The 8,165-nt window shown below is 70.1% G+C and carries 8 protein-coding genes; 5 read left to right on the top strand and 3 right to left on the bottom strand.

The features are described from left to right. Positions 1-117: 117 nt before the first annotated feature. Positions 118-915 carry a carbon-nitrogen family hydrolase gene (locus ABD198_RS22090; RefSeq protein WP_344004724.1) on the bottom strand — a complete coding sequence of 266 codons (798 nt, stop codon included), beginning with the start codon at positions 913-915 and terminating at the stop codon, positions 118-120. A 183-nt stretch (positions 916-1,098) separates the two neighbouring features. On the opposite strand from ABD198_RS22090, the gene ABD198_RS22085 reads away from it, so the two are divergent. Continuing rightward, complete coding sequence (locus ABD198_RS22085; RefSeq protein ID WP_344004721.1) at positions 1,099-1,923, top strand: maleylpyruvate isomerase family mycothiol-dependent enzyme; 825 nt, start codon at positions 1,099-1,101, stop codon at positions 1,921-1,923. Between the two features lie 142 nt (positions 1,924-2,065). On the opposite strand, the gene ABD198_RS22080 is transcribed toward ABD198_RS22085, so the two are convergent. Both ABD198_RS22080 and ABD198_RS22075 read right to left on the bottom strand, forming a co-directional pair. Next, complete coding sequence (locus ABD198_RS22080) at positions 2,066-3,370, bottom strand: MFS transporter (RefSeq protein ID WP_344004718.1); 1,305 nt, start codon at positions 3,368-3,370, stop codon at positions 2,066-2,068. Then, a complete protein-coding gene (locus ABD198_RS22075; protein ID WP_344004715.1) occupies positions 3,367-4,020 on the bottom strand; it encodes a GntR family transcriptional regulator in 654 nt (217 codons plus the stop codon). The genes ABD198_RS22080 and ABD198_RS22075 overlap by 4 nt, the downstream gene beginning before the upstream one ends. Before the next feature lie 272 nt (positions 4,021-4,292). Between ABD198_RS22075 and ABD198_RS22070 the strand changes: the two genes are divergently transcribed. From ABD198_RS22070 to ABD198_RS22055, 4 genes are all read left to right on the top strand, one after another. Next, positions 4,293-5,195 (top strand): D-alanyl-D-alanine carboxypeptidase family protein, encoded by a 903-nt coding sequence (locus tag ABD198_RS22070; RefSeq protein ID WP_344004712.1) that lies wholly within the window; start codon positions 4,293-4,295, stop codon positions 5,193-5,195. A gap of 197 nt (positions 5,196-5,392) precedes the next feature. Beyond that, positions 5,393-5,827: a WXG100 family type VII secretion target gene (locus ABD198_RS22065; protein WP_344004709.1), complete on the top strand. Its 435-nt coding sequence runs from the start codon at positions 5,393-5,395 to the stop codon at positions 5,825-5,827. Positions 5,828-5,910: 83 nt separating this feature from the next. Continuing rightward, the gene (locus tag ABD198_RS22060; RefSeq protein WP_344004706.1) at positions 5,911-6,228 is read left to right on the top strand and encodes a WXG100 family type VII secretion target; all 318 of its coding nucleotides are present in this window, start codon (positions 5,911-5,913) and stop codon (positions 6,226-6,228) included. Beyond that, positions 6,228-8,150 (top strand): RNase A-like domain-containing protein, encoded by a 1,923-nt coding sequence (locus tag ABD198_RS22055; RefSeq protein ID WP_344004704.1) that lies wholly within the window; start codon positions 6,228-6,230, stop codon positions 8,148-8,150. The genes ABD198_RS22060 and ABD198_RS22055 overlap by 1 nt, the downstream gene beginning before the upstream one ends. Positions 8,151-8,165 lie beyond the last annotated feature (15 nt).

Here is an 8,165-nt window from a genome sequence, read left to right as displayed (position 1 = left end):
CTTGCAGCTGCACGCACCAGACCCCGCTCACCGGTGCTGACAAGGCACCGGCGATTCCCGCAGGCTGATCCAAACGAGAGGCCCTAGGAAGCAGCCGCGGCCCAGCGAGGTCTGCGGTCAGCGGCGCTTCGGGGGTTCCAGGCCCAGGACGCGGTCCTTGAGGGCGGGGAAGCGTTCGCGGGTGCCGGCCACCGTGGCGGGGTCGAAGTCGACGGTCAGGACCTCCTCGCCGGGGCCGGCCTGCGCCAGTACCTCGCCCCACGGATCGACCACGATCGAGTGACCCGCCTGCGGAACCCCCGCGTGCGTCCCGGCCGTTCCACAGGCGAGCACGAACGCCTGGTTCTCCACCGCCCGCGCCTGAGCCAGCAGCGTCCAGTGCGACCGCCGGCGCTCCGGCCAGCCCGCCGGCACCACGAAGGTCTCGGCACCGGCATCGACGAGACCGCGGAAGAGTTCGGGGAAACGGAGGTCGTAACAGGTGGCCACGCCCAGCGTGGTCTGCGGCAGACGCACCGTCACCAGCTCGTCGCCCGCCCCCATCAGCACGGCCTCGCCCTGGTCGAAGCCGAAGCGGTGGATCTTGCGGTAGGCGGCGGCCAGCGCACCGGAGGGGGAGAAGACGAGAGAGGTGTTGTAGAGCGGACCGTCCGGGTCGCGCTCGGGGATGGACCCGGCGTGCAGCCATACGCCCGCGTCGCGCGCGGCCTTGGCCATGGCCTCACAGGTCGGGCCTTCGAGGGGTTCCGCCTCGGTCCCGAAGGCCTCGTAGGCGAAGGCGCCGGTGGTCCACAATTCCGGCAGGACGACGAGATCGGCTCCCGCCTGATCCCGTACCATCCCCGCGACCCGAAGCCGGCGTGCTTCGACCGATTCGTCCTCGTTCACGGCGACTTGGAGCAAGGATGCGCGCACAGTACCACCGTCCTGGCATTCGACCCGTACCCACGGGCCTACGATCGTCACACGAAAGCACTGCCGGGGTGCCTCTCCGCAGCGTAACTTAGCCTCCCGAGACACCCGCCGAGTGCAGCCACCGCCCACAGGCAACGCCGCCATCACCTGCCCGTGTACCAACCGCCGAGGGGTCCCAGTTCCGTGAGTCTGCATCCCACCCTCCAGCCCTACGCCGACGCCTGGACCCATTCCATCGAAGCGATATCCGAGCTGGTCCAGCCGCTCCCGGAGGCCGACTGGAACCGGAGGACGCCGTGCCCGGGGTGGTCGGTGCGGGACATCGTCTCCCATGTCATCGGCCTGGACTGCGAGATGCTCGGCGACCCCCGCCCCATCCACACGCTGCCGCGGGACCTGTTCCACGTCACCACCGACCACCAGCGCTACATGGAGATGCAGGTCGACGTCCGCCGCCACCACACGGCGCCGGAGATGACCGCCGAGCTCGAGTACACGATCATCCGCCGCAACCGCCAGCTGCGGAACGAGTCGCGCGACCCGGCCACGAAGGTGCGCGGCCCGCTGGGCACGGAGCTGACGCTGGAGGAGGCGATGCGCCGCCACGCCTTCGACGTGTGGGCGCACGAGCAGGACCTGCGCACGGCGCTGGGCAGCCCGGGCAACCTGGACTCCCCCGGCGCGCACGTCGCCCGTGACGTGCTGCTGGAGGAGCTGCCGCGCGTGGTGGCGGAGAAGGCCCAGGCGCCGCGCAGCTCCGCCGTCGTCGTCGATGTGCACGGTCCCGTCGAGTTCCTGCGCACGGTCCGCACCGACATCCAGGGCCGCGGCACCCTGGAGACCGCACCCGCGCTCGGCCCCGCCGTCACCCTCACCCTGGACTGGGAGACCTATGTGCGCCTGGCCTGCGGCCGGGTGACACCGGAGGCGGTCCAGGACCGGGTGAAGACGGAGGGCGACGCGGAACTGGCCGCGGCGATTCTGCGCAACTTCAGGGTGACCCAGTAGTCCGGAGTCCGTAGTCCGAGGGGCCCCGTCTCCGGCGCAGCCGCACGGCTGCCGGGAGCGGGGCCCGGGTCAGGAGGCCGGGTCAGGAGGCCGGGTCGGCGAAGGGCGAGATGAGGACGCCTGCGCGCCTTGGCGGATCCGCCTACGCCGGCACGTGCACCGTCTCCACGCGGCTCGCCACCAGCCGCGCCTCCCGCCGGGCGGCCCGCCGCCGCAGCCGCAGGATCTGGCCGACCCCGAGCGCCTGTAGCACGAACACGGAGGAGAACGCGACGACGTAGTCGTCCCCGGTGGCGTCCAGCAGCACCCCGATGGCGAACAGCGTCGTCATGGACGCCAGGAAGCCGCCCATGTTGGTGATCCCGGAGGCGGTGCCCTGCCGCTCCGGCGGGTTCGCGGGGCGGGCGAAGTCGAAGCCGATCATCGACGCCGGCCCGCACGCCCCCAGCACCGTGCAGAGCACCACCAGCAGCCACATCGGCGCCGCGTCGCCGGGGTACGCCAGCACCGAGGCCCACAGCAGCGCCGTCACCCCGGCCGTGCCCAGCGCCAGCGGCAGCCGCGCCCCGTGATGCCGGGGCACGACCTGCCCGTAGACCAGTCCGACGACCATGTTGGAGAGCACCACCAGGGTCAGCAGCTCACCGGCCGTGGCCCGGCTCAGCCCCTGCGCCTCGACCAGGAACGGCATGCCCCACAGCAGCAGGAACACCATCGCCGGGAACTGGGTGGTGAAGTGCACCCACAGCCCGAGCCTCGTGCCCGGCTCCCGCCAGGCGGCGGCGATCTGCCGCCGGACGTAGGCGGCACCCTGGTGCGGGACGGGCGCCGGTTCGTGGCCCTCGGGGTGGTCCTTCAGGAACAGCAGGGTCAGCCCGAACACCACGGCACCGGCGAGCGAGCTGCCCGCGAACGCCGCGGTCCAGCCGAACTCGTGCAGCAGCCGGGACAGCACCAGCGTGGAGACCAGGTTCCCCGCCATGCCCGCCAGCCCCGCCAGCTGCGCCACCAGCGGCCCGCGCCGGGCCGGGAACCAGCGGGTGCCCAGCCGCAGCACGCTGATGAACGTCATGGCGTCACCGCAGCCGAGCAGCGCCCGCGCGGCGAGCGCCATGCCGTACGAGGGCGACAGTGCGAAGCCGAGCTGCCCGACGGTGAACAGCACGGTCCCCATGGCCAGCACCTTCTTGGTGCCGAGCCGGTCGACCAGCAGGCCGACGGGTATCTGCATGCCGGCGTAGACCAGCAGCTGGAGGATGGAGAACGTCGACAGGGCGGAGGCGTTCACCTCGAAGCGGTCGGCGGCGTCCAGCCCGGCCACGCCCAGGGACGTGCGGAAGATGACGGCGACGAAGTAGACCGAGACGCCGATGCCCCACACCGTGAGGGCGCGCCGTCCGCCGGGGGGATCACCGGGCAGCGTCCCGGTGGAACCGGCGCTGCTCATCGCATCTCCCCCCGCGCCAGGTGGGAGAACCAGCTCACGTGCCGGTGGACGGCCGCGACGGCCGCCTCCGCGTCGCCCTCGCGCAGCGCGCGCAGGATCTCCTCGTGCTCGGTGAGGGTCTTGGCGATCCGGTCGGGGTGGGAGTGCATCACGGCGACGCCCATGCGCAGCTGGCGGTCGCGGAGCTGGTCGTAGAGGCGGGAGAGGATCTCGTTGCCGCCGCTGCGCACGATCTCGGCGTGGAAGCAGCGGTCGGTGACGGAGGCGGCGGCGAAGTCGCCCGCGGCGGCCTGCTCCTTCTGCCGGGCGAGCAGCTCCTCGAGCCGTTCGACGAGGCCGGGCGGGGCCGGGACCGCCTTGCGGGCGGCGTGCTCCTCGACCAGCAGCCGGGTCTCGACCACGTCGGCGATCTCCTGCGCGGAGACGGGCAGCACGAGGGCGCCCTTCTTCGGGTAGAGCCGGATCAGGCCCTCGGCCTCCAGCCGCAGCAGCGCCTCCCGCACGGGGGTGCGCGACACCCCCACGGCCTCGGCGAGCTCGCCCTCGGTGAGGAGGGTGCCGCCCTCGTAGCGGCGTTCCAGGACGCCCTGTTTGACGTGGGTGTAGACGCGTTCGGCGGCGGGCGGTCGTCTCACGGAGGCCAGGCTCATGCCGACAGGATAGATACAACACGTACGCGTCCTTGCGTGCGTTTCACCATGCGGACGTGCCGCCCTCTGGGGTGCATCACCCGCCCCCTGGAGTCCCTTGGGCTCCCCCCTGGAGTCCCTTGGGCTCCCCCTGTCCATCCCGGCGGGATCCGCCCCTCCCGGAGCACAACCATCTGCCGGAGGTGTGCGTCGGATACATGCGGCCCCGGTATGCGGTCGCTCCTCAACTTGGCCGCAGAGTAGGGCCATTCACGGTAATCGGGGTATTTGACTTGAAGAACGGCATTTTGGGCATCCGCCTCAGCAGAGCCGCCGGCGTCGCCGTGACCACCGGCGCCGTGCTTGCCTCCGGAGCTCTCTACGCGGCGCCGGCGCAGGCCGCCGCGAAGGCGCCTTCGATCGTCGCCAAGGGCGGCTACGTGATGAACAACGCGAACGGGAAGTCGCTGTTCACCAAGGCCGCGGACACGCGTCGCTCGACCGGTTCGACGACGAAGATCATGACCGCGAAGGTCGTGCTGGCGCAGAAGAACCTGAATCTGAACAGCAAGGTGACGATCCAGAAGGCGTACAGCGACTACATCGTGTCGAAGAACGCCTCCTCCGCCCGGCTGATCGTGGGCGACAAGGTCACCGTGCGCCAGCTGCTCTACGGCCTGATGCTGCCGTCGGGCTGCGACGCGGCGTACGCGCTCGCGGACAAGTTCGGCTCGGGCAAGACGCGTTCGGCGCGGGTGAAGTCGTTCATCGGGAAGATGAACGCGGAGGCGAAGCGGCTGGGCCTGAAGAACACCCACTTCGACTCGTTCGACGGCATCGGCAACGGCAAGAACTACTCCACGCCGCGCGATCTGACGAAGCTCGCCAGCAGCGCGCTGAAGAACTCGACCTTCCGCTCGATCGTCAAGACCAAGAAGTACACCGCGAAGACCATCACCAAGACGGGCAGCACCCGCACGATGGCCCCGTGGGTCAACACCAACACCCTGCTGAACAGCTACTCCGGCACGATCGGGGTGAAGACCGGCTCGGGCCCGGAGGCCAAGTACTGCCTGGTCTTCGCGGCGACCCGGAACGGCAAGACGGTCGTCGGTACGGTCCTGGCCTCCTCCTCGGCGTCCCAGCGCGAGAAGGACGCCAAGAAGCTCCTGGGCTACGGCTTCGGCAAGATCTGACCCCTGCGGTCACGCACCGACGCGCACCCGAAGGGGCTCACCGACAGGTGGGCCCCTTCGCCGTGCCGGACTCCCCTCCAGCGCCCGGCGACTCGCCGCCCAGCCTGCCCTGCTCCGGCCGCGCCCGTACACCTGTGCGTAAGATCCATGAGTCACAGGGGACTTGAGTCCACGATGCTACGGGGGCGAGGTACGGCATGGCAGAGCCCGGGCAGTCGGGCGGCGCGCAGGGAGGCGGCCCGGACCTGCGCGCGTCGTCCCAGAAGCTGACCAAGCTGGCCGACGACCTGAACGACATGCAGGATCACCTGGACAAGCAGGTCAGGCGCATGGACGCGCTGGTGGACCGCATCGAGGCGGGCTGGCAGGGCCCGGCGGCCAGGACGTACCGGGACTTCCACCGCGCCGCGGCCGAGGATGCCGTACGCATCCGCGAGGTCATGAAGCATCTGGAGCAGGCGGTACGCATGAGCCGCGACGGCTTCTCCAAGGAGGACCTCGGCGTCGTCGCCCGCATCCGCCAGATCCAGGTGGACATCGCCGGCGAGGTCGACAAGCTCTCGACGCCGAACACCGGCGCCGCGTCACAGCCGCCGGCCCGGCCGCCGCGCAGCAGCCTCGAAGCGTACTGAGCGCGCAGCGGCCACGAACCGTACAGAGCACGCAGCGGCCCCGAACCGTACCGAGCACGTCCCACAGACACCGGGGGAGAACCATGTCCAGCGGGAACAGCCCCGCCGACGACCACATAGCGGTGAAGTTCACGACGCTCCAGGAACTCGCCACCGAACTCGAGGACATCCTCAAGAAGCTCAACGAGAAGCTGGAGGACCTGTACGACCGTGTCGAGCCGGTCGTCCTGTCCTGGACCGGTGAGGCCCGTGAGGTCTTCGTCGAGAAGCTCGACGAATGGGACCGCTCGGCCCAGGACCTCGAGGCCGCCCAGAAGTGGCTGCACGAGTACGTCACCACGGGTCACACGAACTACGCGGCGGCTCACAAGGCGGTGCTGAACGGCTGGGGGGCCGGCTGATGGCGACTCCTCCGCCCCCGCAGCCCAGCCCGTCGGCCACCCCGCCGGCGGGTGACGTCGAGCCCGCGCCCGGCCGGCCCGGACCGGAGCCCGAACCGAGCCCCGGCACGTCCCCGGACCCGGACTACGAACCGCCGCCCCCGCCGCCGACCGGGCCCGACGGCCGCCCGTCGGAGGCCCGCCGCAAGTGGGAGCGCGAGCAGCTTAGGCAGCCCGCTCCGGGCAGCGGAAGCGGCTTCGACGTCAAGCCCGCGCATCTCTACTACACGTCGGCGCTGATCCGTGACGAGCAGTTCACCTTCCACCAGGCCGCCACACAGCTGGTCGAGAACGTGGACCACCGGCAGGCGGCCGGCAAGGGCACGGGCGCGGACGACTTCGCCGCGGCCTACGCGGAGGTGGCCAAGAAGTTCCTGGCGGTGTGGGCCAAGAGCATCCAGAGCATCGGCGGTGTCGTGGTGGGCCTGACCGACACGGCCAACACCTACGTGGCCGCCGACTGGCACTCGCGCGGCATGTACGGGCCGCCGCCGCGCCGGGATGCCCCGATCGGGGTCGGCAAGGTCTCCTACGGACCCGTCGCCTCCATCAAGTGGACCGGCACCGGGGACGGCACGGACATCGAGTTCCTGGCCGGCATCGGAGAAGTCCCCGACTTCCTCGCAGAGTTGATCAAACCCGCGATCGAGGAGGGGCTGCGCCTCGGCAAGACCCATGAGATCACGCCCGGCGCCGACACGGACAGCCTGCGCAGCATCGGCAACGCATGGGAAGCGGCCGGCAAGGCGGCGCAGAAGTCCGCGGACAGCTTCACCGACCGCATCCGGTACCTGACGGACGGCAGCAACGGCGAGTGGCAGGGCGCCATGAACTCCTTCTGCCAGTCCATCTGGGGAACCACGGCGTGGGGCGGGCGACGGACCGAGGCCGGCGACGCCGTGCCCCCGAAGCAGCCGGGCGGTCGCGACTGGCGGACGAACCCGTCGCTGAGACCGGAGGACCGCCGTCCCGTCATCGAGGTCCTGAAGAAGACCGGCGATGCGATGAAGCGGGCCTTCCACGACGTGGCGGATGCCGCCGAGAGATGCCGGAAGACCACCCAGCGGCTCGCGCTGGAGGCGACCAAGGCGACGGTCCGGCATTTCGCCCCGGACGGATTCGACTGGAGCGAGATGACCAGGCTGGCGGCGGTCCTCACCTTTGCCGAGATCGTTGCCGTCTTCCGCTCCCACATGGACAAGTCCGGTGCCGACAAGGCGGTGGAGGAATGCCACAAGGCATTCCACGAGGGAGCCGAACAGCTGCGCAAACTCCTGCCCGAACTCCAGGAGGCCTGGCTCAGCGCGCCCACGTACAAGGCGGAGGAGGCACGCGCGGAGGCGTTCGGAGCACGGGCGCTCAACGAGTTCAAGCGCGAGCACAAGTGGAGCACCCCGGGAGACGCGGACCGCGGCGCCTACCAGGTCGATCTGGCGTCCACGGAGTGGCTGGACAACGCCCACACGGTCAACAAGCACGTCGGCCTGGACGACAACCAGCTGGCGCAGCGACTGAGGGACGATCTGAAGAAGCCGCCGCGGCCGGGGACCGAGTGGCCCCATGGGCAGCCGATGGTGGCCGAGGCCTCTTCGTTCAAGGACCTGGAAACGGCGCAGAAGATGACGCAGTACAACATCGACCAGAACGAAGACGAGATCCGCGCCTGGCTCGCCGACCCCAACAGGAAGCGACGCCTGGACATCTTTGTCGAAGAGACACCGTTCGGTGCCAGCGGCAGAAGCATCAACAAGAACGAAATCAAAACCGACCCGTTTCCGGCCGGAAAGGCGAAGGACGTGGACGGTGTCGAGACGCGCCTCGTCTACAACGAGGATCTCGATCCGCCTTTCATTGTGCTCACTTCGATGCCCAGGGATCTCTGACGCTAGGATGACAGC

It is taken from the genome of Streptomyces thermocarboxydovorans, assembly GCF_039524635.1.
GTDB lineage: Bacteria > Actinomycetota > Actinomycetes > Streptomycetales > Streptomycetaceae > Streptomyces > Streptomyces thermocarboxydovorans.
The sequence above is the reverse complement of the archived record's forward strand: the minus strand, read 5'-3'. Positions and strand labels throughout refer to the sequence as shown.